This window comes from Chryseobacterium sp. SIMBA_038 (assembly GCF_046535115.1).
Lineage (GTDB): Bacteria > Bacteroidota > Bacteroidia > Flavobacteriales > Weeksellaceae > Chryseobacterium.
The window spans coordinates 936,297-962,071 of sequence record NZ_JAWRXH010000001.1; the positions used below are offsets into that span (position 1 = coordinate 936,297).

Here is a 25,775-nt window from a genome sequence, read left to right on the forward strand (position 1 = left end):
GTCCATATCGGTTTCGGAATAGTAATTTGGCGTCTTTTAATCATCCGAGAAGGTTAAAAACTCATCTTTATAGGTTTCTAAATGGTTTAACGAGGTCTTTTAACCATTGCTAGGAGCTTTATACGTATACGGATAGGTTTCACACTTGTTAGAACATATAAATAACCTCACAGAACAGGTACAAAACCTCGTCCGATCTTTAATAAACCTCATCGGACAGGATATATAACGTATCGGAACCTATAATTAACGTATCCGGATGATTTCAGAACGTATATTTTGGGGTTCGGAACGTCAAGATATGATAGTTTTAATGATCTTCAATAAAGAATATAAAATCTAAAAAAACTCTAAAAAATCCCTTATGAAAACTCAAAATATAATTTCAATATTGATATTGCTCTTTTTCGGCAATATAACGAATGCACAGTTTGCAATGCCCGATCACGTCCCGATTTGGGATGCTAACAAAGTCACTTTAAAACTGCACAAAATCTCAGAAAACGTTTATGCCGTTTCACCAAGCACAACCGAAACGGAAACCACGAAAGGTATTCCACAAGCGACTTCTGCGGGATTTATTGTCGGTGACAAAGGCGTTTTGCTTATCGAAACGATGTTGAGCAAAGGATTGTATGATCAGCTTTATAAACTGATAAGATCTGTAACATCAAAACCGATTGTTTATGCGATCAATACAAGTGATCACGGAGATCATTGTTTCGGAAATTATCTGCTTCCCAAGGAAACGATTATCATTCAAAACGAATTCTGTAAAGAAAATTTGGCTAAAAATTATGACAATATTAAAAAATTCATGATTGGGCTTTTCGGTAGCGGTCGCGGTATTGAAGAAAGTGTGTATCGTCCTGCAGATGTTACGATTGCAGTAAATCAAACGATGAAAATCGATATGGGAAAAGGAAATATTGTTGAAATCATTAATGTTGGAACCGCACAGTCTCCAGCCGATCTTTTTGTCTATCTAAAATCTTCGTCGGGAAATGTCTTGTGGGCAGGAAATCCTTTTATTGCAGAGAGTCCGGCTATTCCATGGTTGTTTGACGGTTATTTTTTAGAACCTGTTAAAAACCTCAACAAAATCTATAATATGATTTCTGATAAAGACATTGTAGTTCCCGGACACGGCAGAATTACCAACAAAGCAGGAATTAAATATACGATTGATTACGTAGCAGCTTTACAGACCAATGTAGAAAATGCCGTAAAAAAAGGGCTGACTTTAGAGCAAACAAAAGCATCTGTTACGATGAAAGAGTTTGATAAAGGGTACGAATTGTTCAACTGGCTACATTTTAATTTCAACATTCCGAATGCGTACAAAGACATTAAGGAAAATGGTGTTAAATAATATTTTAATCATAAATGTTTAAACTTCTTATTTAACCACAAAAGTTACAAAGATTTGGATTTTTTATTAAAGTTTATTATAGAATCTCTTTAATAAGAACACATAAGCTTTTAAAAATCAAAGATTTTTATTCTTTTGGAAGCTTTGATTACCTAAGCTGTTTATCCCGAATATCTTTTGTCTCTTTTGCGGTTACATTCAAATTAAGTTTAAAATAAAAAATGGCTAATCTTTAAAAATTCAATCATGAAAAATATAATTCTAACATTAGCTTTATTGATTCCTTTTTCAGGTTTTGCGCAGGAATTTCCGAACTTAAAATCGACCCGACAGGATGAAGATTACAGTTTTCTGAAAAATGATACCATCAAAGATAATTGGTATAAAACGATGAAATTTTTGCCATTAAATGCTTCAAAAAACACGTATTTAAGTTTCGGTGGCGATATAAGATTTCAATATTTCTATGCTAAAAATGAAAATTGGGGCGACGGGGATCAGGATAAAGACGGTTATGTTTTATCGAGATATTTATTTCATTCCGATCTGCATGTTGGAAAATATTTCAGAGCGTTTGTTCAGTTGCAAAGCAGTGTGGTTGGCGGAAGAATCGACCCGAGTCCTGTAGATGCAAATCCGCTTGAAGTTCATCAGGCTTTTGCAGATTTTAATTTCATCAATGAAAAAAGTAAAAAATTAATTCTGAGAGCCGGAAGACAGGAGCTTTCGTACGGATCTCAGCGTTTGGTCGCTCTAAGAGATGGTCCCAATAACAGACAATCTTTTGATGGTTTAAAATTGATGACCGGAAAAGAAAATATGTCGGCAGATTTCTTTTTCACGCATTATGTAGTTGCGCGGGACGGTATTTTTGACGATAAATCTAATGAGGATCGACAATTTTGGGGAAGTTATTTAGTGTTCAACAAAGTTCCTTTACTTAAAAATATTGATGTTTATTATTTAGGATACAAAAGAGCAAAAGCCAATTTCGATGATGCAACGGGAAAGGAAATCCGCCATTCATTAGGAACGAGAATTTGGGGAAAATCCGGAAATTGGCGCTACGACGGAGAAGCGGTTTATCAGTTCGGTGATGTTGCAGACAAAAACATCAGCGCATGGACAGCTTCCATTAATGGCGGATATCGTTTTAATACTGTAAAATTTCATCCTGAAATAGGTTTTAAAACTGAATTAATAAGCGGAGACAAAACCAAGGGTGATTCGAAATTACAGACCTTCAATCCGTTGTTTCCGAGAGGTGCTTATTTTGGACTGGCTTCTGTAATCGGACCTTCCAATCTTATTGATATTCATCCTTCTATCAGCTTTGAAATCACTAAAAACATCGACTGGATCATCGATTACGACATGTTTTGGAGATACAGCGGAAATGACGGAATTTATGCACCGAACACGTCTCTAATTTATCCCGGAAATACCACCACCAAAAAGAAAATCGGGAATCAGCTGGAGACGGAAATTGTCTGGGAACCGAATCCATTTCTTTATTTCAGATTGGAAGCAACCTGGTTTCAGGCGAAAGATTATATCGAAGCTTCTGGAATGGGAAAAAATATATTCTTTACGGGAATTACGACGCAGATTCGTTTTTAAAGATTCAATAAAATAATCAAAACTAAAAACCCAACAGTCATGAAAACGATACAATTAATTATAATTATCCTATTTCTTGGTTTTTCTGCACAAATAAAGGCGCAAAATTATTCCGATGAGGAAATTAAAACCAAACAAACCGCAGAAAAGTTTTTTGAATATGTAGGATCAAAAGATCCCGAAAAGATATCTTCAATTATCTCTGAAAAAGTAGACTGGTATATTTTCGAGTCTAAATATATGCCGTGGACAGGCCATCGTACCAAGAGAGCAGAAGTTGCAGAACTTTTCAAAACCCTCTTCACTTATTTTGTTGAAGGATCTGATAAGTTTGAAGCCCAATCTTTCTTATTGAGAGGAAATGAAGTGGCCGTTTTCGGGTTTGTTGAAAGAACGGTAAAGAAAACCGGCAAGCATTTTAAAATGCCATTTGCGATGCATATGACGATTAAAGATCAACTTATCAGTCAGTTTGCGATGTATGAGGAAACTTTAATTATCGAAAAAGCATTTCAATAAATCATTTGCTCCCGCTTTGTTTCAATCCATTAAATCAATAACCTTAACTCAAAAAAATTAAACAATATGAGCAATCGAAGAGATTTCATCAAGAAAAGCAGTTTGATCGGGGTTGCAGGACTTGTAGATCCGGTCACAACATTTGCTGCACCTGCACAAATAAATCAGAATCCTGAAACAAAAGTAGAAAACTCCAAATGGGCAGATGGTTCCCGTTTGATTGTTTCTGTTTCCATGCAGTTTGAAGCCGGTGGTCAGCCTGACAATGCCGAAAGTCCGTTTCCGAGAAATATGGAAAAAGGATATATAGATTTACCCTCCTCCACTTGGTATGAATACGGATATAAAGAAGGAATTCCGCGGATGCTTGATAATTGGGATCAACTTGGAATTAAAATAACATCGCACATGGTAGGAACTGCCGTTTTGAAAAATCCGGCTCTGGCAAAGGAAATTGTTGACAGAGGTCATGAAGCCGCTGCTCACGGAATGAGCTGGAATTCGCAATACAATTTATCATACGAAGACGAAAAAAAATTTATAAAAGCTGGTGTCGATGCTATCAAAAAGACAACAGGTTTTACTCCTGTCGGATACAATGCAAACTGGCTTCGAAGAGGAGAAAATACTTTAAAAATTTTGCAAGAGCTCGGTTTTAAATATCATATTGATGATCTCAGTCGTGATGAGCCGTTCATTATCAAGGTAAACAATAAAGATTTTGTGGTTGTACCTTATACCATTCGATGCAATGATATTGTTTTAATAGAAGGTAAAAATTTTTCTGTAGATCAGTTTATCAACCAAGTGAAAGCAGAATTTGATCAATTATACAAAGAAAGTGCAAATAAAAGAAGACAACTATCAATCAGCTTTCATGATCGTATTGGCGGTACACCTCAAATGGTAAAAGTTACGGCAGATTTAATAAAATATATTCAGGAGCATAAAGGAGTTTCTTTTAAACGCAAAGATGAAATTGCAGAAATGGCATTACACGATAAAACCATCATTAGGGAATAGCTATCGTTGAATTGTAACTCAAACAAAAACTCAAAAATTAATATTTAAATACTATTATTATGAAAAATATTTTAAAAATAAGAAAATCACCAGATTCACATTGGTTTACCTGGCTGATTATGATCGTATTTTTTGCTTCATTTAATACATTAAACGCACAGCAAAAAGTAAAAAATATTGTATTGGTACATGGAGCTTTTGCAGATGGATCCGGCTGGGAAGGTGTATATAAAATATTGGTCAAACACGGATACAATGTAAGTGTTGTCGGAAATCCTAATACCGGACTTGCAGACGATGCTGAAGCAACCAGAAGAGTTTTAGAACGTCAGAACGGCCCTACAATTTTGGTAGGACATTCTTATGGCGGAGCTATTATTACTGAAGCCGGATTAGAAAAAAATGTAGCTGGACTTGTTTTTGTCGCAGCCTTCGTTCCTGATACAGGAGAATCATTGATGCAGCTAGCACAATCTGGGCCGCCATCTCCAAACTCAGGTATTTTGCCCCCTCAAAGTGGATTTTTATGGTATGATAAAGCAAAATTTCATTCAGGTTTTTGTGCTGATCTTAGTGCTGAAAAAGCCGCCTTTATGTTTGACTCGCAAGTTCCTGTATCTGTTTCAGCTTTTCAGGCAACAATTACTAAAGCCGCATGGAAAACAAAACCAAGCTGGTATATTGTTGCTTCACAAGATCAAACCATTCCACCAGACGGTCAAAGATTTATGGCTAAACGCGCCAATGCAAAAGTTACCGAAATTAAAGGAAGTCATGTAGTGTTTATTTCACAACCGGCGGCAGTAGCTGCTGTAATTGAGGAAGCCGCAAATGGAGCTTTAAAATAAGGTATTAATTATACATAAATATCTAATGAAAAATCAAGAAAAAACATGGTTTATCACGGGAACTTCTCAAGGTATCGGACTTATTTTGGTAAAACAGTTACTCGAAAATGGATATAATGTAGCAGCAACAGCCCGAAATATTGAAACGCTAAATATGGATTTGCTAATTATAAAATTGATTCGCTGAAAAATGAAATCGAAGCCAATAAAGAACTTACTTTTTCAACAGATTTTAAGAAATAATTTACGCTTTTACCATATAAAACAACGCCAATAAATTCTATTGGCGTTGTTTTATGCTAAATAAGCCTAGTTTTCGAACAATTTTATTGAAGATTTATATGCTTCTAATTTGAATTAATTTAGGAAAAGTATAATTTAAGTTTTCAAACTAACTGAAAATTTTCTGTGCAAACTGATAAAGACATCTTCTCCAGGTCAGCCATTCGTGATATGTTTGAGGAGATTTGTATTGAAAATAAGGATATTTATTTTGATTTAAATAATTAATTATCATTCGATTGTATTCCAAAAATCTTGCATCTTCTTTTTCTCCAATTCCGATAAAGAAGAGCGGTTTCTGTTTTGATTTTAATAAATTACTGATAGGAAGTTCTTTAAAAGGCTGATCCTCTGTTCCTTCATAAATAACAGGGCTGAAAGAGCCAATTGCAGAAAATAATTCCGGATGATTTGCTCCGATCAACATCGCTTGGTAACTTCCGCGAGAAAGTCCTGCGATAGCTCTTTTACCATCGGTTTTATACTTTTTTTCGATGTAGGGAATCAATTCCTGAACAACAATCTTATCTAAATTTTTAGTTGAAATAACAGTTCTTGGATAATTGTCCGGCATTTTTTCCTGTTCAGAAGTAAGCGCAACGCCATAATCCATTACGACAATCATTTCTTTTGCGTTTTTTTCAGCAAAAAGATTATCCAGAATATTTCTGATATAACCTTGCTTTTCCCAACCCGTAATATCTTCGCCAGTTCCGTGATAAAGGTATAAAACAGGAAATTTTTTAGTTCCGTAATTGGGCGGAAGATACACTTTGAAATTTCGTTTTTCCAAGGTAATTTTCGAACTTAAACTGTCATTAACAATTTTTCCATGCTTTACATTTTTCTCAAAGAAGAAATCTTCACCGGAGGGAATTTCAATTCCGCTTGTTGGCTGACCGTAGCCAAAATATAGATTTGTATTGGGATCATTTGTGCGCTTGCCATCAACATTGAACCAATAATAATGGAACCCAATTTCCATGGGCGGAGTGGAGATATTTCAAAAGCCATCTTTGTCTTTCGTTGTAACAGATTTTAAATTCTGCATCCCGTCTCCACCCTCTAAAACAACAGATTTTGCGTCCGGAAAATAAACTTTAAACTGAGCCTGATTTTCAGCATTAATTTTCGGAAATTCTTTTCCTTCCAATGCGGTTACAGAAGTTTTATAATTCTGAGAAAATACCATTGCTGACCATAAGCCTAGAATAGAAGTTATTATCTTTAAATTTTGCATTTATTTCGTTTTAGAATAGTAAAAAGTTGTGTAATTTATGGATTTAAACTTAAAAAAAGCTGAACTTCGATATGAAGTTCAGCTTTTCTATAATGTATCTAAAATTTAATTAGGAACAAAGTATTTAGTGAAATACTATCTATAATTCTATTGTTCTACAATCGTAAGTGCATTATAAACTCCTGATGACGAAGTATCAAACTGACTGACCGTACTGTCTGAAAATGCTACTGTAATCCATGTAAAAGGCCTTAATTTATCACCTTTGTTCAGATAAACACTCACCGTACAGGCAGAACCTACAGGTATTTTATTAGGAGATGATCCAGTATCCGAAGAATATCCATTATTGGTTTTTACCCTTTGAGTGATCGTTCCCGCAGGATTTCTGACCTCCCAAATAGCCTCTGTCTGGTTATTTGACCCCGTATTTACCTGACTGGCTTGCAATGCGAAAGTAAAAGTGGCAAAATATACCCCAGCTCGTGGCGCTACAAATTCACCCGTTGCAGGATTGAAATTAGTATTCGGTACTCCTGAATCTGAGTCTAATATTTCCGTCCAATTCGTCAGATAAGAAGATCTTCGCTGAACAATACCGGATTTAGTTCCTATTTCTGAAGGAGTTCCACTTTCAAATACATAGGTATCCTGTGTTGTTTTACTGGCCATTACTACGATTCTGGGTTTTCCTTTAGGATAAAAACTAACCCAATTTGTACCATCGGAAAATTCCAGATATCCTTTAACCCCAATTGCGGGACTTGCAACATAGCGTAAAGCACCTGATCCGGCCTGCGCGGCTGTTTTGTCAGTATTTCCTATGGCAACCGAACCATTGGTTCCACTACGCAAATCTATTGCAACCTTTGGAGCAGGAACTAAAACACCCATTTTCCCTGAATTGTCTACAACGATATTACCTGCATCAGTTTTAATTTCGACAGGATTTGTAGGGTTTGGTACTCCCAATCCTATTTGGGCATTCACCTTTGTTGTTAAAAATAACATAGGTATAAAAGCACTTGCTAAACTTTTTATTTTATTTTTTTGTATCATTTTTTATACCTTTTATAATTCGCTAATGCTTAAATTATTTAATTTACTATCATTAAAAGTATCTCTTGCACTTCCAATATTATGTTTAACACTGAATTTGATAGTATCATCTTTTTTAAGATTAAAAATAGCATTGCAATTACCACTTATATAGTTACTTACCGTTCCAGACTGAAATGCAGGATACGAATTCACCGTTTTAAATATTGGAATATTATTCGTTAGTCTACTACTTTCAATCGCCGTTTCTATAAAGGTATTTTTAGGAATATTACCATTCGCTAAAGTAATACTGAAAGAAACCAAGTAGAACCCGTCACGTGGAGCGGTAAAAGTATCATCATTGTTAAAATCACCGCCCAAATCAACGGTTTCATTCCAACCTTTAATATAGGTAACTGTATTATCCGGTACACTTTGAATAGAGCTTTTACTAGCATTTACAAGTGCTTTAGTTGGGGGTGCAAGTGGCAGAGAAATCCATTGTTCGCCATCAGAATAATCTAAAAATCCACCCGAATTATAACGTATCGCCCCAGCACCGGCTGCTGCAGGAGTTTGTGTATTGGTACCAACACCTATAATCCCTTCATTATCTGGTGAACGAACATCTACTTTAGTCACAGGATTTAAAAATCCTACTCCCAATTTACCATCCGAAGTTACGACCACATCGTTGGATAGCTTTGTGGCATCTGGCGTGGCGCCGTTATCCTTTGCGGCATCTATTTGAAGAGGATGCGACGGATTTGGAGTAAAAAATCCTATTTGCGCAGTCATTTTACTTGCGGAAACAATTAAAATACAAGTCAATAATTTATATATGAAATCAATTTTCTTTTTCATGATCTATCTTTAATGTTCTATAATGGTTAAATTATTAAACCCATCATCTGGATTTGCCGGATCTGAAGAATCTGTTGTTACTCTAAGTGGCACAGAACCAGATGTGATAAGGTTATGAAGCAATCTTGCTACAACTCTTGTACCTGCGGTCAGGGTAAGTGTAACCGTACTCGATTCTCCGGCTTGTGTGAAGCGGGTAGAATTGGCATCGTCCGCAGTCCCTGTCATTGATTGTCCAAATGTTTTATAAACACTCGCCAAAACAGTATTTGTTGCAGGGTTATAAAATTGTGATTCGACTCTGGAACCATCATTAATAACGGTACTGTTGAAATTAAAGGTTAGTAAAAATGTGTAAGTACCATCACGAGGAGCTGTAAACTCACCATTGGAGATATTAAAGCTGCTACTCATATCACGAATTACATTCCAATTAATAATTGTAGTAGCCAAATTTTGAGTAATTAATTGACTTGAAACTTTACGCACAACCACCACTGCTTTTTGAGGAGCAACATAAGCCTTATTCCATACTGAACCGTTTGAAACTTCTATTTTTGCGCCTACCGGTGCATGAATCACGTCATATCGTACAGCACCTGCACCAGCACCCGCAGCAGTCATCGTGGTAACACCTAGACCTAAAGCATTTTCGGTTGCAACTGATCTCATATCTAATTTTACCAGCGGATTAAGAACTCCCACTCCAATAAAACCTGTCGTTTTGTTAATAATAAAATCATTAGCTATTTGTGTTGCTGTTGGTGTCCCAACAGCTGCATTATCCTTAGAACCATCTACGTGAAAAGCTCCCTGCGGATTTGAAGTCCCTATACCTGTTTGAGCAGAAACCAACCCTCCATATCCATAGAACATTGACAATAGTAATATTCTATGCATTCCTTTATTCATCATTTTCATCTTAAATATTGTAATATTGGTAGTTTAGAAGATGAGCATCGCTCAGTGTTTGGGATAAGAACTCTTCAGAGATTAAGGAATAATCTTTTTTCATTACATCATCGTTTACTTTAGCGTCTACTCTACTAATTCCTGCTTGAGCGGAAACTAATGGAGAGACTAAAGAAGCCAATGACGGTATTTTTTTTCTCATTTTGTATGTATTTAATTATGTTTAGATTGTGTATTGAGTATCAAAAAAATTGAAATTTCTTACAGTAAAAACTTATTTTTCCATTTTGTCACGGTGTTTCTGCTTAGCTTAAAATGCCTGGCAAGCTGGGAGTTATTGAGTTTATTCTTTTTCTGATATTCTAATATTTTAACAATGGTTGATTTACTGTAAGACCGATGCTTTTGGTTAAATTCAGCATTTTCTTTAGAACTTTTATTGAAAATAATTTGGCTGATCTCTATAATATCCAGAGTTGATAAATTGGCTTTAGATAATAATTGATCGCATATTTCTCTTTTTTCAGGATACTTTATGGTAATCATATCGCTGTAAATTCTTTTATAATCAGGTGTGTTTTGTATGTTCATCTTTATTTATCTTTTTTTAAATGATTATACTTACTTATCCATTTATACAAAGTTGTTTTCGGAATTCTATATTCTGCTATGATCTGTGATTTCGTTTTATTGCCACTTTCTACCTGCTCCAACACAAAATCTACCATTTCCTTTGTATAAATATTTTTTCTATAATGTGGAAGTGAAGATGTTTTATTGGCTGGATTATTATAATGAGCATTGGCCGGAGGAGCGTACAAGATCAGGTGTTGGGAATAGAGCCTGAAAAAGTCATATTCCAGCAACGTGCTCATTCTCAAAACAATTTCAATATCCAAAGATTTTTGAGACTGTATTTTTTCCCACTCTGAATCTGTGCATTTTAAAAATTTACAGATACGAAATGAGTCCATTCCCTTTTCTGCAACGCGCTCACGAATTAAGTTTCCGATGTGGATATTTTTCAGATCAAGTATCATGAATGAAAATATTTAAAGTTTGTGTTTTTTAATAGGTGGTAACATAAATATCTCTTATTTTGTTATCCGAATTCTCTGTACAATATAAAAACAGCCTTTTTTTGATTAACCCGAAAAAATATCTTTTCAGCGTACATTCATATCCTACAGCTTGTACTTTTTCGATTTTATAACCTTTCAGCTTTAACAAAATCTGAGCTTCTAAGATTGTTTTTCCTACAAGTATCTCATAATTATCTTGTTGCATTATTTCTTAAATAATATTTATTACAGAAAATTTTCATTTGTGTTTTCAGAATAATTAAGCCTGATTTATAATATTCTTTCAATACTTACACTGCTGTCTGCTGAACCTCCGAAATTATAACTGCTTATAGACCAAGAAGAACCATCCAGAACAAGACGGAATGTAACATCATTATTAACATCAAGAAATAAAACACCGTCCGTAGAAACAAGGTAATTTCCGACATTGATAAAAGGAGATGCAATTCCGGACATGTAAGCCTTTTCTACACCATTCACCACAACGACAATGGTAATTCTGGCTCCGTTAAAATCAAATCCGGCCGTAAAACCACTGAATAGTACATTAAAATTTACCCTGTATAATCCTTTCTGTCTTATTCTAAAGGTTTCGGAATTTCTTACAACAGACAGATAATCAGAAAACTGTGAACTATTTGTCGGAACAGAAAATTTCAGATTGTCCGAGCTGCAAAGCTGTAAAAGCTGTCCGAAAAGATCAGACGTAGAAAGGCAGGTCATATTCGTACTGTTGATACTCGCCCTCGTCCACGTTGTTGATTTATTTTTAGCGTTAAAAGCCTGCTTCCACTTTGTTCCGTCATAGACTTTGGTAAGACTTTCCGCTTTATTGTACATCAACATCGCTTCCATTGTGGCATCGTCATCGTATTTATCGGGTTGAGCAATGTTATACTTTGGTAAAACGGTTTCGTTTTCTGCAACGGGAAGAATCAATACTTTTTGTCCTGAATTTTGAAGTTCCAGCTGAGTATTCGTACTTGAAAGCGTTGAACCTCCAATCACAACCTGGGAATTTGCCAACATAAATCCCAGCATACCTATAAATACTAAATATTTTTTCATGTGTTTTATTTTTAAGGGATTATCTTAATTTTTGAATATTAACAAAGGTTTCTCTATGATCTGTTGAATTTGAAAATGTAGAAATCACAGAATCCGTATTTACAGCCGCCTGAAGCCTGATTCTAGAGTTTGCAGGTAGTGTAACAGAAGCAGAAACACTTGCACTTTTATTTCCGCCCTGTCCAAGATCAATGAAGATTCCACCATAGAGTTTGGTTTCTTCAAATGCCAGTGTAGACCAGGTCGTTCCTCCGTCATAACTTACATCAATGCTTACCCAAAATGTAGCATCTTTACCCAAAGAACCTAGAGAAAAACCTCCAAATCCTGTAACTCCGGAAATATGATACAGTCCGGCTTGTGGTATTTGGATCACATTATCGCTTCCGCTTGTCGGTGTTGTGGTATTCAGATTATTAACCAATAATTGAGACCTGTTTGTGACCGGAGAAAGTGAAATAGTCTGTTTACTGTTGCTTCCGAAAAGTGCTAAAACACTACACGTACTTACCGTTATCGGAGTAAACGGCGGAAAAGGATTGGGAACCTGTGCACCTACACAATTCCATGTTTTTGAATTGTCTGCCTTTCTTCTCGTTAAAAAAGGATTGTACCATCCTCCAAGTTGAAGCGCTGGAATCCAGGTTGTTCCGTCATATTTATAGTACTGTTTGTCTTCTTTATTGTACAAAATTGCACCTTCCAGAGGAGCTTCATCATTAAAATAATCTTCCTGAGTATTATTAAATAATGGAAAAGTTGTAATATTTTCAGCACGGGTAAAAATCACCCCTTTTGTGGCATTTTTTATGTCCAGTAAAGCATTTTGATGAGCAGAACCAGCCGTTTTGGAAATCATCACCTGCGCATTGAAAAACGTTGCAGCAAGTAAAGCTGCAGCCGATAAGTATATTTTAGGATACATAATTTTAGAATTAATGATTTATAAAACAATTTTTTCGAAAATCAGCTCACCTGTTCCATACGTATTGTTGTTCTGAAAGCTGGTCGATGAGTTCACCAAAGGCGAAAATCCGGATTGCATAAAGCCCTGCAAGCGAAATTTTTCTCCGGCATTTACCTGTAAAACGATCGATCCGTTGAAGACAGGTGAATAGCCAAGATTGTCATTATCACTTGTAAAAGATTTGTAATCAATTGTCGAGAACGTTGTAGGCGTTGCAACTGCTGCTTTTTGGAGTCTTAATTGAATCTCGTCCGTATTCAGACCGTTAAAAGTTGCGTAACCTCTGTAAGTAATTCTGTACAAAGCTGTTTCATTTACAGTGACAACATTTGAAGCCAAGGAAAGGCTAATAGAACTTCCCTGAAAATCTACACTTCCGTTGTTGGCAAGCTGTACAGTTCCTGAAGCCGTACAACCATACGGTGGAAGAAAACCTCCATTACAGGAAAGATTAAGATTGGCCGAACGCGAAAAGTGGGCAAAATACTGTGGCCTAACGTCTACGACATAATTGTAGATACTCGACCAATTGGTTCCGTCGTGTTCGTAGATCGTACCATAGTCTTTACTGTAAGCTATTGCCCCTCTGAAATTGTTGTCATTATCGGGGTCTTCCGCATTGGTAATTTGTGAAACCACAGGAATCAACACCGCTTTTGATGGTGTCGTAGATTTCACATCCAAAATAGAATTCTGATGCGGTTCATGATCGGCGGAATTGGGAGCAATAGCTATTTGAGCATGGCATAAAGTTCCCAAAACAAAGAGCGAAATAAAATAGTGTTTTTTCATCATCAACTTTTTTTAAGTGATACTAAATGTAAATTGGATCAAACGCAATTTTTCAAAAGCAATAAATTTTTTAATCATTGTTCAGTGTGTGTGTTTTTAGAATCTATATAACGAAGACTCAGAAATAATTCAATTGTGCATTGGATTACAGTGCAATGTTAGAAACTTTTAGAGGTTGTTTCAAAATGGTATGAGTTGTAAATTCCGAAATTTTAACTTAAAAAATAAATCAACAATCAACTTGTTATTAATAATTTACATCAATAGTTATCAAAATAAGTCGTATTTTAACGTAAGGAAAATGGAAGAGAAAAAGAAGTGATATTCTGACCGAATAATGGAAGAGATAATTTAATTAAAAGCATTGACGCTTAAATTACACAAATATTTAATTATCAATAATTTAAGTCAAATTTAACGCGTTATAATTTCGGAATTTATCACATGTCAATCATAAGTAAATATTAAAAATAGCACTAAAATTGCAACCCTAAAAACTTTATGAAATGATGATAACAAAAAAAATTATTCCTTTATTATTTGGTTTGATTTTCGGTTTTTATTACGCTCAAGTTGAGAATCGCACAATAACCAAAGAAAGCATTGACCAACAAATTGCATTAGGAAAGAAAAATTCTGATAATCCCAATAAAGCATTAGCTCTTTTCTTAAAGATAAATAAAGATGCAAAAAGCATTAATTATAAAGAAGGTATCATAGGTAGCGGAAAAAAATTAATGACTCTCTACCACAGTATCGGGGAAGAAGAAAAATCAATAGAATATTCGCACGAAATAGAAAAGCTTGCAAAAGAAATCAATGATAATGAGTCTATTTCTATGGCAATTATCCAGAGAGCTACCGATCTTTCTGCACTTGGTATTTTGGACGAAAACTATAAGGAGCTTCAAAATGCAAAAAATTATGCCAACAAACTAGAACCTAATAAAAGGCATTATCATACATCACTTATATACCAAGGTTTAGCTACCTATCATACTTACAAGAAAGCATCTCAGGATACTATTTTATCATACTTCAAGAGAAGTCTGCAAGAGGCTAAACAAATCTCTGATGACAAAAGAGATTTAAAGCAAACTGATGAGAAATATGATATGATTTCTTATCTTTATATGAATATCGGAATGTATTATGCCACAATATATACTCCAAAAAGGGTGGATCTTGCCGAAGAATATTTACAAAATTCGCTAAGTACAATTAATAACAGGAAATTCACTGAAATTAAAGTCGATAAAATTCCTATCTTAAACTGTCTGGGTTATTTTTATTCTGAACAATATAAAAATGCAGAAGCTATAAAATATGCAGAACAAGTTATAAAACTGGAAAAAGCAAAAAAATCTCCTTCTGAAAGAGTTAAAGCATACGTAACATTGGCCAACTCTTATGAGGCTGCTAAAAATAAAGACTCTACGATTAAATACATGTCGCTTTATACCAATCTTAGTGACAGTTTAGCTTATATTAATAAATTATCCTCCGATAAAACAATTAAAAAAATAAGCTCTAAACAAGATAAAGTACATAAGGATAATGAATCACAAATTATCATTATTTCCTGTATTATTCTCTTAGTATTGGTTATAGCAGGCTGGTTTTTCTGGAAACAAAATCAAAACAAACTTCATAAAAGATATAAAACAATCATTGAAAATCTTAAAAATGAAGAAAAAACGAGTCCAATTGAGCCAATTTTAGTGGAAATTGAAAATAAAAGTCCCGAAAATGCCATCAACATCTCTGACGATACAACCACTTCCCTATTAAATAAACTTTCTAAATTTGAAAAATCTGAAAAATTCCTGAAAAACGACATCAGTCTTTCTTCTTTATCAAGCTCATTAAACACGAATCCAAGGTATCTTTCAGAAATTATAAAACAGCACAGAGGTAAAAACTTCAATAATTATCTTCACGGACTACGAATTCATTATATCACCAACAAATTATATGAAACTCCTGTTTTCAGAGAATATAAAATCAGCTATCTGGCAGAATATTGCGGATTTTCTTCCAGAGAAGTTTTCGCAGTTATATTCAAAAAAGAAACCGGTGTTACGCCTTCCTATTTTATAAACCAGCTCAAAAAAGATGATGTAAAACAAGAAGCTATATAAAGTAAAAAAACAGTTGCTCAATCACTTAGCAACTGTTTTTTTTATGATTTATCGTGTCGTATAACCTCCGTTTGCAAAGATGGTTTGTCCGGTAATCCACCATCCGTCTGTTACAAGAAACTCAATTAAAGGTGCGATATCTTTAATATCAGTCAATCCTCCCAAAGCTGATGCAGATTTATGATAAGCTACAGCATCCGCACTTTCCTGTCCATAGAAAAAAGGCGTATCCATTGGGCCCGGAGCAACAGCGTTTACAGAAATTCCTCTCCCTCCAAATTCTTTAGAAGCCGCTCTTGTAAAATGTTCTACCGGAGCTTTTGCCCCTGCATATGTGGAATACAAATCTGTGTAAGCAGCTAATAATGAAGTAACAACAGTACAAATCTTCCCGTGATCATTCAGTTTTTTACCAGCTTCCTGCAAAAAGAAATATGCTGATTTTGAATTAATGCCAAACATCGTATCATATTCAGCTTCTGTGGTTTCGGTAAATGGCTTCTTTAATACCATTCCTACCGTATTTATTGCGATATCGATACCTCCGAATTTAGAAATCGTTTCGTCAAATAATTTGGTAACGTTTTCTATTTTAGTTAAATCACCTTGAAATAAAAACGCTTCCGCACCCAACGTCTGTACTTCCGCCAATGTTTTTTCGCTTTCGGCTCTGGATCCTTCACTGTTGTAATGGATGGCTAATTTCGCTCCTTTTGATGCAAAATCTTTACTTAATAATCCACCCAGATTTTTTCCTCCTCCCGCAATAAGAACAACCTTATCTTTTAAATCATTTCTTGACATACAAAATGTTTTTTTTAATTGTTAATTCTTACAAATGTGAATATTATCAATTAAAAACAGGCATTGATTTTACCTAATCTTGTTATCAATTCGGAATTTCTTTTTATAAATACAAAATTACAATCATCTTATTTACAATCAATTAAATTCAAATTTTAAATTATTTCAATTGATCATAAAATTATTGTGAATAGCATACGATTTTCATGATCTGAGTGTTATTGAGGTGATAAATGCTCTCAATTTTAATTAAATTTTAGTTGATTAATAGTTTGTTTGAAGCACTTTTAACAATTCAGTCTGTTGCATCACTTCATTTTTACTGTTGATCAAATTATAATTTGCCTGAAGCCAGTTATTTCTCACAACAAAAAAAGTATACGCATCCATCAATCCTTCTTTGTACTTTTCTTCTGATTTTTGGAAAGATAATTTCTGATTTTCAAAATTTGATTTCAATAAAGTATATTTTTCCTCAGAATTCTGGAATTGTGTTTTGATGGAATTGATACTTTGCGTAAGATTATTAACGACAATTTCTTTTTCGTAATTGTAATTAATAACATTCAATTTTGCAATTTCAACATTATTTTTTACTTGCAGTTTATTAAATATCGGAACCGAAAGTCCGAAAGAAACCTGCTGACTTTTATTTCTTTTAAACTGATCCGAAAACGGATCGGCAGATTCCCCCAAAACCTTGCTGTAAAAACTCGACCAGTTGTAAGAACCATTAAGCGTCGGCAAATAGGCAGATCTTGCAATACTTATATTCTTTTCGGCAGCATTTATTTCTGTAATTACGGTTTTGTAAGCAGGATTTTTCTCCAACAAGTTTTTAATAAACTCAGGATCATTAAAGCCAAAATCTGATAGATTTTCTTCAGCCATTTTAAAATCTAAAGAATCGTTTGTGATGGCCAGCGCATTCAATAAATTTATTTTAGAAAGATCCCTGGCATTCTTTGCAGAAACCCACTGTTCCTGCAAAGTTCCAAGGTTTGCTTTAATGTCGTACACATCGCTTTTTGGTCGGTTTCCGATTTCAACTTCTTTTTCGGTGCGTTTGATTTGATCTTCAATTCCTGAGATCTGAGTTTCCAAAACATCCAGCCAGCTTTTGCTGTTCTGATATTTGAAAAACATTTGGATAACATTCAGTTTTACCTCATTTTGAGCCTGTTTCATTTTATAAGTTGAACTCTCTTTATTAATTTTTGATAAAGAAATATTGAGATAATTTCGCCAGTTCATCAGTTCCCAATTGGCTTGTGCGTACACATTATCGTATTGTGTATTGATCGCTTCTCTTTGGTTATTATTCTGATTGATCCCCAATCCGAAATTGTAATTATGATTAACTCCGGCTTCAACTGACGGCAGCAACATTCCTTTTGCAGCAGAAATCTGACGCTCATTTTTCTGAATAGTAACGGTAGCCTGCTTTATCAACGGATGATTTGTAGCTGCATAATCCAGACATTGGTCGAGCGTCCAAACCTGCTGAGCCGGAAAAAGATTGATGATAAATATGAAGAATAATTTTTTCATAATAAATTGACTGACAGTTGATAATTAATAGTTGATAGAAAAGCGTGTGATTTACAGTTTACTCGTATTTCAGGTATTTTACAAGATTCACTTTTGTGGCCTGATACGCTTTAATGCTTACCACAGAAAACGTAAGTAAAAGCAACACAATAAGACTGAAAACAAACGGCCAAACCGGCATATCTATTCTGTAAGCAAAGTCTTTCAGCCATTCATTAATCAAATAATAACTGATCGGAATGCTGATAACAACGGCAGTGAATGTAATCCAAAGGAACTGTTTCGTTAACCCAAGAATCAAGGTTCTGTCTGATGCTCCAAGTGTTTTTCTGATGGCAACGTCTTTCAATTTCTGTTCGATCATTAATGATGACAAAGCGAATAATCCTAACAATGCTACGATCAGAACCATTGCATTCAGAATAGTGAAAAGGGTCTGCTGTTTCTGATATTTTGCGAATGTTTCTGCAAATTTCTTATCAAGAAAATAATAATCAAAAGGATAACCCGGCTCTATACTACCCTGCCAATAGGTTTTCAGCCTTTTTACAGTTCCGTCGATATCATTCGGATCTATTTTTAATTGAATATTGTAGACATTTAACCTCTTCCATTCAGTTTCTTTATAATGGAAAAATATGATTGGTTCTACTTCCGTTCTCAAACTTCTAATGTTGAAATCCTTTACAACACCTACAATTTTATACTTTTTATTATCAAATCCAGGCTTAATTTCATTTTTTAAAGCGTCTTCATCTTTCCAGCCGAATTTTCTTACAAAAGCTTCATTCACCAACACATTATTTACGGTATCAGACGAAAGATTAGGGTCTAGCCAACGGCCTTTTTTCAGTTTAACATTAAGAAATTTCAGATAATCATAATCCATAGATCCATGCTGTCCCTGAATACTTTTATCCATAAAATCCATATTCGAACTGCTTGATCTGTTACTTCCGGGAACCGCTTCCCCGTAAGAGACATCGGTCACACCCTTAATTTTTCTCATTTCAGTTTTAAGCCTTTCATATTTCAGCCACGGTTTTGGATCACTTTCATTAAAGTTGATCATGATGATTTGCTTTCCGTTGTAGCCGAGGTCTTTATTCATCATATATTTCACCTGTTGATTAACGATCAATCCGCCAATAATGAAAAATGAAGAGATAATTAATTGTAAAGTTAAAATCCCGTTTCTCAACCAAACTCCGTGCTTGCTTCTTGCGAAATTTCCTTTCAAGGTTTCTATCGCCTTGAAGTTGGCCAAGTAAGTTGCCGGAATCAATCCTGAGATCAGCGTTACCATAATTACCATCACAAATGAGTAAAAGTAAATATGCCAATCATTCATCTTCATTTCTTTGTCATAAAACTTATTGAAGCTTGGTAAAAGAAGCTCTGTTAAAGCCAATGAAAGTAAATATGACGCAATACAGATTACAAATGTCTCCATCAAAAACTGTAGAACAAGGTTGGATCTTGTACTTCCAATTGCTTTTCTAACACCGATTTCTTTCGCTCTTTGAGAAGCCTGCGCCGTTTTTAGATTGATAAAATTGATAGCTGATAACACAACGATTAAAACTGAAAGTGTAAACAGAATCATTAAAGTTTTAAAATCAGGATTTCCAAACCAAGATGCTTTTGCGTGGAGTTTTATCTGATCAAGTGGTGTTAATTCACTGTCAGTAGGTCCGTACAAATCAAGATATTGCTGAATAGTCATTCCCGAAGAATCTTTATCCAGACTTGCACGATATTCAAAAATATCCTTTATAAATTTTTTCTGTACAAACTTAGGATCTGTTCCTTTTTTCAGCATAAAAAATGCTCCGTAATTGAAGTTTCCCCAATTTTTTTCATCACTTTTGATCTGTTCTACAGGATTAATGATGAATTCTGGCTTAATCTGGCTATTTTCTTTCGGTAGCTCATAAACCGCCGTTACGATGTAATCTTTGTTCTCAAATTTTACACTTTCTCCGGCAACATTTATTTTTCCAAAGAGATTTTTGGCAGCATCTGTGGAAAGTGCAATTACATTTCCACCTTTCAAGGCATCTTTATAACTTCCGGCAACCAATTTGAAAGGGAAAAATTTGAAAAAACTTTCTGTACCCGTCATTCCGTCTTTCTGGAAAACGGTTTTAACCTTTGTGGTCATCTTCAAACCAATTCCAGAACCATTAAACAAAACGTAATCTTCAACGCCAGGAATTACTTCTTTCGCACGTCTCGCCATTGGAATAGAAATATTGTTCCCGTAAGAATTTTCCGGTTTATGGTACGTTTGAAAATAGTAAATCTGATCTTTTTTAGGATTCCATTTTTCGAAGGATTCTTCGTCATTCCAATGCATGAGGATGAGCATGAATCCGGTTAACCCAATCGTCAATCCAAACAAATTGATGATGGTTGAGAGCCAATTCTTTTTATAGTTGATGAAGGCAATTCTTAGCCAATTGTTTATCATAATTGATGTAATAAGTGGTGATAAATTACAGAGAAACAGCGCTAAACCGCTCTCTGTAATTTTTGAAAAATAAGGATGAATGAATGTATTTTTTGCAGAATTTTATTATCCAAAATTCTTAGCATCTGCTTTTTCGAAAACATCTTTTCTCTGGGAAGAATGCTCTTCTGAGAAGATCTCGCCATCTTTCATATTCACAATTTTCGAAGCGTAACCGGCATCGTAAGAAGAGTGCGTTACCATTGCGATGGTAGATCCTTCTCTATGTAGCTCTGCCAAGAGATTCATAACTTCGTTTCCGTTGGAGCTGTCCAGATTTCCTGTAGGTTCATCGGCAAGAATCAGTTTTGGTTTCGTTACCAACGCTCTTGCAACGGCTGCTCTTTGTTGCTGACCTCCGGAAAGCTGTTGTGGATAATGCTTTGCTCTGTGAGCGATATTAATTTTATCCATGATCTCTTCCACCTGTCTTTTTCTTTCGGAAGGTGAAACGCCGTTGTAGATCAATGGAAGTTCGATATTTTCATAAACTGTCAGTTCATCGATCAAATTAAAATTCTGAAAAATGAACCCTATATTTTTCTTTCTGATGTCTGATTTTTTTCTTTCATTTAAATTAATAGTCTCAGTTTCTCCAAACTTATAAGAACCTGATGAAGCGCTGTCCAGCAATCCCAAAATATTAAGAAAAGTTGATTTTCCACAGCCTGAAGGTCCCATTATTGCTACAAATTCGCCTTCTTTTATGCTTAGACTTACATTGTTAAGCGCATTGGTTTGAACGTCTTCGGTTTTATAGACTTTTGAAATGTTTTGAATATTTATCATTTTATTAATTTTTTAAAGTGTTATTTATTTTGCTTGAGGATTTGCTTTATTTCTGAATATCAAGCATTTCATATTTTTTAATCTCAGAATAATCAGAACTTATCACTTTTTCGCCCTGCTTCAATCCGGAAACAACTTCATAATACAGTGGATTTTCTCTTCCCAGACTGATATTGCGCTTTTCAGCTTTGTTGCCTTTCAGAACAAAAATCCATTTTCCGTTGGTGTCTTTGTAGAAATTTCCTTTGGGGATCATCATGCTTTGGGTGTCGGCAGATAATTTTAATTTTACTCCGAAGGTCATCCCTATTTTCAGGTTTTCAGGTTTTGCATCGATGAAGGTTAATTCTACAGAAAACTGTCCCTCCTTCACTTCAGGAAGAATTTTTGTAATAATCACTTCGAACTGTTTGGCGTTGCTTTCCAGACTTCCTTTAATTCCGTTTTGAAGTTTATTGATGTAATATTCATCAACTTTTGCAATCAATTTGTAACCGCCCATTAGATCTACTTTTCCGATACTTTCTCCACTTGTAAGATTTTGTCCGAGCGTAATATTGAACGATGACAATCTTCCTGAAACAGGCGACATAATAAGGAAATTGTTTTTGTTGGAACGAAGAATATTTAAACTTTTTTCCATTTGATTAATAGAATTATTAATCGCTGAGAATTGAGAATTTCTGGAAGCTTTTTCACTCGAAGCCCCTTTTTCTACAATTACTTTTCTCTGTTTCTGATAATTTAAATTTTGAAGGCTAATATCATAATCCGTTTTCTTTCCGATTTCTGCGTCATATAATCTTTTCTGAAGATTGAAAGACTGCAATGCCGTATTATAATCATTCTGAGATTGAAGCAACTCTTTATCCTGATTGAATTCCTGGTTTTTAAGTTCCAAAAGTGTGCTTCTCATCTGGCTGATTTGCTGCATAATTCCCGTTTCCTGATTCAGATAATTGAATTCCGTATTCGGGTTGTAAACTCGTGCGATTGGTTGACCTTTGGTTACCATCTGTCCGTCTTCTGCAAAAATTTCTTTTACAGCACCGCCTTCCAAAACGTTGACCAATGATGAATTTAAAGATTGGGTCTGTGCGGTTACCATCAACATATCTTCAAATCTTCCCACCGTAACTTCATCCACCTGAATGTCTTCTAACTTCACGTTATACGTTTTTTTCTGATTCAGAAAATACCAACCAAAAACCGAAACTGCCAACGCAGAAGCAACGATGATTAATATTAATTTTAATTTAGACTTCTTTTTTACTATTTTCGTATCCATATTTGAGATAACTAATTTACTTACAATATATTAGACAAATCAAATACCAGAGATTTATAATCTTGTAAGAGCCTGAAAACGTGAACGAAAATAATTTTATTCATTTCAGGACTGTTCATTATCGGACACTTTTTGTGCGAAAACGAACATTTTATTGGTTGTTAGTGTTTAGTTGTTGGTTGTTGGTGTTTGGTTGTGATAAAAATTACATTCGGATAACTAAAATCTAAACACTAACAACCAAAAACTAAACACCAAATAAGATCAATGCGAAAAAAAGAAGCTCATATTTTAATTGTTGATGATGACGAAGATATTTTATTTTCGGCAAGAGTCTGGCTTAAGAAATTTTTCACGGAAGTAAGTTGTCTTAGTCAGCCAAAGAATATTTTGAAATTTTTGGCCGAGCAACAAATCGATGCCGTTCTTTTGGACATGAATTTCCGAAAAGGATTTGAAAACGGACGAGACGGATTGTATTGGATGCAGGAAATTAGAACTTTAGAACCTCAACTTCCAATCATTTTGATGACAGCTTATGGTGAAGTTGAATTGGCTGTTGAAGCTCTTAAAAACGGGGCATCAGATTTTATTTTGAAACCCTGGAATAATGAAAAATTATTTGCTTCCGTCAATCTGGCTGTGGATATTTCACGAAAGAATAAAAAACTGAATCAGTGGGAAAATGTAAGCATTAAAACCAATCAATATCAGTTAGATACAAAATCTTCTTCCATGCAGGCGGTGATGGATCAAATCTCAAAAGTTGCTGCAACTGATGCTAATGTCTTGCTTTTAGGCGAAAATGGAACCGGAAAATATGTTTTGGCAGAACATATTCACGAATTATCGGAAAGAAAAAATCAGCCTTTTGTACACATCGACTTGGGAAGTCTTTCTGAGAATCTTTTCGAAGCGGAATTATTCGGTTACAAAAAAGGAGCTTTTACAGATGCCAATCAAGATTATTCAGGAAAAATTGAAAATGCCCAAAACGGAACTGTTTTTTTGGATGAAATAGGAAATCTTCCATCTCACCTTCAAACCAAATTGTTAAGTCTTATTCAAAATCGAAAATTATCCCGATTGGGTGAAAGTAAGGAGCGATTATTAGACATAAGATTTATTTTCGCAACCAACGAAAATCTGAAAAAAGCGGTATCTGAAAACCGTTTTAGGAAAGATCTTTATTACAGAATCAACACTGTAGAACTGCAGATCCCAAATCTGAGAGACCGAGTGGAAGATATTCCAACGTTGGGAAATTATTTCTTGGAAAAATACAAGCAGAAATATCATAAAACGGAGCTTTCTCTTAACGAAACTTTAATTGAAGAATTGATAAATTATTCCTGGCCGGGAAATATCCGTGAATTGGATCATTGTATTGAAAGAAGCTTAATTCTCTCTAACGATAAAAACCTAAAATTACTAATGCCACAAGATGAAGAAGCTGACAATCCAATAATCAACCTTAATATTGAGGAAATGGAAGAAATTCTCATCAAAAAAGCTCTAAAAAAGCATCGAGGAAATATTTCTCTCGCTGCCGAAGATCTAGGATTGTCGAGAGCCGCACTTTACAGAAGAATGGAAAAATTTGAGTTGTGATGAGTTCGGAAGCTAGAAGATTGAAGCTGGAAGTTAAAATCTTTATGGAAAGTTTAGAACAGTTCCGAAGGAACGATTTAATAAAGGATAGGATAAAATCCTATTCATTCAAAATTTGAATTGTAAATGAAAAAACAACAACTTATTTGGTTAGTTTTTATTTTGCTGGCGGTAGTTAGCGGGATTTTTGCTTTTGATTTTTATTCACAGAATAAGTGGATCAATTTCGGTTTATTTACGATTATTGCTATTTCTTGTATTATTTTAGCCCAACTTTCAGCGTTATCATTTATTCAGAAAACTGAAAAAATATTGTTGGCGATTCAGAAAAAAGATTTCTCTCTTTTCCCAAAAACAGAGGAAAGTAGTTTGTTTGATAATGCCGTAAAACTTTATTATCAAAGCAAAGAAGAACACCTTTCGCACTCTTCCTATAAACTTTTGTATGAAGAAATTTTGAGTCAATTGGAAATTGGGCTGATGATTCTTTCCGAGAAAAATAATGAATGGGAAGTGTTTTATGTAAACCCTGTTTTTTTAGAAATTTTACAAATTCCGAAATACAATTCATGGGAATTATATGAATCCAAGACTCCCAATTTTTATAAGATCATAGAACAGGCGAATTACGAAAACTCTCAGGAATTCTTTGATATTTCGATCAATGAAAATGTAAAACAATCGTTTTCTCTGCGAACAAAAAAAGTACAGAATGTGAAAAATCGTTTCTGCATTATCAGTCTGGAATCTGTTCAAAAAATTATTGAGCAAAAGGAAAAACATGCCTGGAACAATCTGATGAAAGTAATTTCTCATGAACTTTTGAATACGCTGACGCCAGTCAATAGCTTAATTCAGAATCTGGAATATATTGCCAATCAAGATGTTGTTGAAAAAGAAGATCAACAGGAAATGAAGGAAAGTTTAACGATAATTAGTTCAAAATCAAAACAATTACTGAATTTCGTGGACGATTATCGACAAGTTGCCGAATTACCAAAACCTGTTTTCAAAACTATTTCTTTAACTCAAATCGTAAAATCTGCGCTTAATTTTCTAAAACCTGAGTTTGAAAAAAACAATATTACAATCATCAATTCATTGGAAAATCAAACTATTTCAGCAGATCAAAAAATGATTGAAAGATGCTTAATAAACCTTTATTTGAATGCAATTTACGCTGTTGAAGACAATGCTGAGAAAATCATTAAAACAGAAATCAAAATACTTAATAATAGAACTGTTCTAAGCGTTGAAGACAATGGAATCGGAGTTTCAAACGAGATTAAAGACAAAATCTTTCTTCCATTTTTCACGACCAGAATTAGTGGTTCCGGAATAGGCTTGACACTCAGCAAAAGCATTATTGAAGCCCATAAAGGGTATTTAAATTATAGACCTCTGGAAAAAGGAAGTTTATTTGAAATATGGTTTCTGGAATAATCA

At 34.6% G+C, this 25,775-nt stretch carries 26 protein-coding genes; 9 read left to right on the top strand and 17 right to left on the bottom strand.

Annotated elements, in window-relative coordinates:
• The first annotated feature begins 364 nt into the window (after positions 1 to 364).
• The 6 genes from SB689_RS04210 to SB689_RS04235 all read left to right on the top strand — a co-directional run bounded on the left by SB689_RS04210 (position 365) and on the right by SB689_RS04235 (position 5,569).
• Positions 365 to 1,372: an MBL fold metallo-hydrolase gene (locus SB689_RS04210; protein WP_410690898.1), complete on the top strand. Its 1,008-nt coding sequence runs from the start codon at positions 365 to 367 to the stop codon at positions 1,370 to 1,372.
• Between the two features lie 246 nt (positions 1,373 to 1,618).
• Positions 1,619 to 2,992, top strand: coding sequence for an alginate export family protein (locus SB689_RS04215; protein WP_410690899.1), 1,374 nt, complete (start codon positions 1,619 to 1,621; stop codon positions 2,990 to 2,992).
• 39 nt (positions 2,993 to 3,031) lie between these two features.
• Entirely contained in the window at positions 3,032 to 3,511 is a 480-nt protein-coding gene (locus SB689_RS04220; protein WP_410690900.1) for a nuclear transport factor 2 family protein, read from the top strand.
• 66 nt (positions 3,512 to 3,577) lie between these two features.
• Positions 3,578 to 4,534, top strand: a complete 957-nt coding sequence (locus SB689_RS04225) for a polysaccharide deacetylase family protein (protein ID WP_410690901.1) — start codon at positions 3,578 to 3,580, stop codon at positions 4,532 to 4,534.
• A gap of 59 nt (positions 4,535 to 4,593) precedes the next feature.
• Positions 4,594 to 5,382, top strand: coding sequence for an alpha/beta hydrolase (locus SB689_RS04230; protein ID WP_410690902.1), 789 nt, complete (start codon positions 4,594 to 4,596; stop codon positions 5,380 to 5,382).
• 25 nt (positions 5,383 to 5,407) lie between these two features.
• Positions 5,408 to 5,569, top strand: coding sequence for an SDR family NAD(P)-dependent oxidoreductase (locus tag SB689_RS04235; RefSeq protein WP_410690904.1), 162 nt, complete (start codon positions 5,408 to 5,410; stop codon positions 5,567 to 5,569).
• A gap of 204 nt (positions 5,570 to 5,773) precedes the next feature.
• On the opposite strand, the gene SB689_RS04240 is transcribed toward SB689_RS04235, so the two are convergent.
• From SB689_RS04240 to SB689_RS04295, 12 genes are all read right to left on the bottom strand, one after another.
• Positions 5,774 to 6,649: an alpha/beta hydrolase-fold protein gene (locus SB689_RS04240; protein WP_410690906.1), complete on the bottom strand. Its 876-nt coding sequence runs from the start codon at positions 6,647 to 6,649 to the stop codon at positions 5,774 to 5,776.
• An 18-nt stretch (positions 6,650 to 6,667) separates the two neighbouring features.
• A complete protein-coding gene (locus tag SB689_RS04245; protein WP_410690907.1) occupies positions 6,668 to 6,904 on the bottom strand; it encodes a hypothetical protein in 237 nt (78 codons plus the stop codon).
• Positions 6,905 to 7,051: 147 nt separating this feature from the next.
• Entirely contained in the window at positions 7,052 to 7,963 is a 912-nt protein-coding gene (locus tag SB689_RS04250) for a hypothetical protein (protein WP_410690908.1), read from the bottom strand.
• Between the two features lie 12 nt (positions 7,964 to 7,975).
• Positions 7,976 to 8,776, bottom strand: coding sequence for a hypothetical protein (locus tag SB689_RS04255; RefSeq protein WP_410690909.1), 801 nt, complete (start codon positions 8,774 to 8,776; stop codon positions 7,976 to 7,978).
• A 42-nt stretch (positions 8,777 to 8,818) separates the two neighbouring features.
• Positions 8,819 to 9,724 carry a hypothetical protein gene (locus SB689_RS04260; RefSeq protein WP_410690911.1) on the bottom strand — a complete coding sequence of 302 codons (906 nt, stop codon included), beginning with the start codon at positions 9,722 to 9,724 and terminating at the stop codon, positions 8,819 to 8,821.
• Positions 9,725 to 9,731: 7 nt separating this feature from the next.
• Entirely contained in the window at positions 9,732 to 9,902 is a 171-nt protein-coding gene (locus SB689_RS04265; RefSeq protein WP_410690912.1) for a hypothetical protein, read from the bottom strand.
• 80 nt (positions 9,903 to 9,982) lie between these two features.
• Positions 9,983 to 10,312: a helix-turn-helix domain-containing protein gene (locus SB689_RS04270; protein ID WP_410690913.1), complete on the bottom strand. Its 330-nt coding sequence runs from the start codon at positions 10,310 to 10,312 to the stop codon at positions 9,983 to 9,985.
• A gap of 2 nt (positions 10,313 to 10,314) precedes the next feature.
• Positions 10,315 to 10,761 carry a transposase gene (locus SB689_RS04275; RefSeq protein WP_410690914.1) on the bottom strand — a complete coding sequence of 149 codons (447 nt, stop codon included), beginning with the start codon at positions 10,759 to 10,761 and terminating at the stop codon, positions 10,315 to 10,317.
• A 28-nt stretch (positions 10,762 to 10,789) separates the two neighbouring features.
• Complete coding sequence (locus SB689_RS04280) at positions 10,790 to 11,008, bottom strand: hypothetical protein (protein WP_410690915.1); 219 nt, start codon at positions 11,006 to 11,008, stop codon at positions 10,790 to 10,792.
• 65 nt (positions 11,009 to 11,073) lie between these two features.
• Positions 11,074 to 11,874 (bottom strand): hypothetical protein, encoded by an 801-nt coding sequence (locus SB689_RS04285; protein ID WP_410690916.1) that lies wholly within the window; start codon positions 11,872 to 11,874, stop codon positions 11,074 to 11,076.
• A 19-nt stretch (positions 11,875 to 11,893) separates the two neighbouring features.
• A complete protein-coding gene (locus SB689_RS04290) occupies positions 11,894 to 12,799 on the bottom strand; it encodes a hypothetical protein (protein WP_410690918.1) in 906 nt (301 codons plus the stop codon).
• An 18-nt stretch (positions 12,800 to 12,817) separates the two neighbouring features.
• The gene (locus tag SB689_RS04295; RefSeq protein ID WP_410690919.1) at positions 12,818 to 13,633 is read right to left on the bottom strand and encodes a hypothetical protein; all 816 of its coding nucleotides are present in this window, start codon (positions 13,631 to 13,633) and stop codon (positions 12,818 to 12,820) included.
• Positions 13,634 to 14,139: 506 nt separating this feature from the next.
• Between SB689_RS04295 and SB689_RS04300 the strand changes: the two genes are divergently transcribed.
• Positions 14,140 to 15,774 (top strand): helix-turn-helix domain-containing protein, encoded by a 1,635-nt coding sequence (locus SB689_RS04300; RefSeq protein WP_410690920.1) that lies wholly within the window; start codon positions 14,140 to 14,142, stop codon positions 15,772 to 15,774.
• A 48-nt stretch (positions 15,775 to 15,822) separates the two neighbouring features.
• Here the strand turns inward: SB689_RS04300 and SB689_RS04305 are convergent, their stop codons facing one another.
• The 5 genes from SB689_RS04305 to SB689_RS04325 all read right to left on the bottom strand — a co-directional run bounded on the left by SB689_RS04305 (position 15,823) and on the right by SB689_RS04325 (position 22,718).
• Positions 15,823 to 16,578 carry an SDR family oxidoreductase gene (locus SB689_RS04305; protein WP_410690921.1) on the bottom strand — a complete coding sequence of 252 codons (756 nt, stop codon included), beginning with the start codon at positions 16,576 to 16,578 and terminating at the stop codon, positions 15,823 to 15,825.
• 264 nt (positions 16,579 to 16,842) lie between these two features.
• Positions 16,843 to 18,129 carry a TolC family protein gene (locus SB689_RS04310; protein WP_410690922.1) on the bottom strand — a complete coding sequence of 429 codons (1,287 nt, stop codon included), beginning with the start codon at positions 18,127 to 18,129 and terminating at the stop codon, positions 16,843 to 16,845.
• Positions 18,130 to 18,187: 58 nt separating this feature from the next.
• Positions 18,188 to 20,602 (bottom strand): ABC transporter permease, encoded by a 2,415-nt coding sequence (locus SB689_RS04315; RefSeq protein WP_410690923.1) that lies wholly within the window; start codon positions 20,600 to 20,602, stop codon positions 18,188 to 18,190.
• A gap of 105 nt (positions 20,603 to 20,707) precedes the next feature.
• Complete coding sequence (locus SB689_RS04320; RefSeq protein WP_410690924.1) at positions 20,708 to 21,430, bottom strand: ABC transporter ATP-binding protein; 723 nt, start codon at positions 21,428 to 21,430, stop codon at positions 20,708 to 20,710.
• 46 nt (positions 21,431 to 21,476) lie between these two features.
• Positions 21,477 to 22,718: an efflux RND transporter periplasmic adaptor subunit gene (locus tag SB689_RS04325; RefSeq protein WP_410690925.1), complete on the bottom strand. Its 1,242-nt coding sequence runs from the start codon at positions 22,716 to 22,718 to the stop codon at positions 21,477 to 21,479.
• 267 nt (positions 22,719 to 22,985) lie between these two features.
• Here SB689_RS04325 and SB689_RS04330 point away from each other — a divergent pair, with 267 nt between their 5' ends.
• On the top strand, positions 22,986 to 24,329 hold the full coding sequence (locus SB689_RS04330; protein ID WP_410690926.1) for a sigma-54-dependent transcriptional regulator: 1,344 nt from the start codon (positions 22,986 to 22,988) through the stop codon (positions 24,327 to 24,329).
• Between the two features lie 126 nt (positions 24,330 to 24,455).
• On the top strand, positions 24,456 to 25,772 hold the full coding sequence (locus tag SB689_RS04335; RefSeq protein WP_410690927.1) for a sensor histidine kinase: 1,317 nt from the start codon (positions 24,456 to 24,458) through the stop codon (positions 25,770 to 25,772).
• Positions 25,773 to 25,775 lie beyond the last annotated feature (3 nt).